This window comes from Saliphagus sp. LR7 (assembly GCF_003344565.1).
Taxonomy (GTDB): Archaea; Halobacteriota; Halobacteria; order Halobacteriales; family Natrialbaceae; genus Saliphagus; species Saliphagus infecundisoli.
On the sequence record NZ_QPND01000104.1, the window covers coordinates 1 to 251 of the forward strand.

Here is a 251-nt window from a genome sequence, read left to right on the forward strand (position 1 = left end):
CCGCCGACAGCGACTGTCCAGTGCTGATCATCGTCTTTGCCAATTCCTCGACACTATCCGAACACGGATCAGACCGGTTCAGCATGTTCTCGATGCATTCGTGCGGTCACTGGTGTGATCGACTGAGCTTTGGGACGACCTCTTCTCGGAGCTCGATCCGGCGGTCGGGGCGGCTCTCGAGGCGGGCGAGGGCGAGCGGGCGTTCGAAGCGATGCACGCCCAGTTGGACCGCGTCTGGGACGAGCTCTCCC

Annotated in this window: 1 pseudogene; it reads left to right on the forward strand. The window is 62.9% G+C overall.

The annotated features are described in order from the left end of the window. Positions 1-124: 124 nt before the first annotated feature. Positions 125-251 (forward strand): annotated as a pseudogene (locus DVH23_RS24925) (site-specific DNA-methyltransferase); the annotation flags it as partial.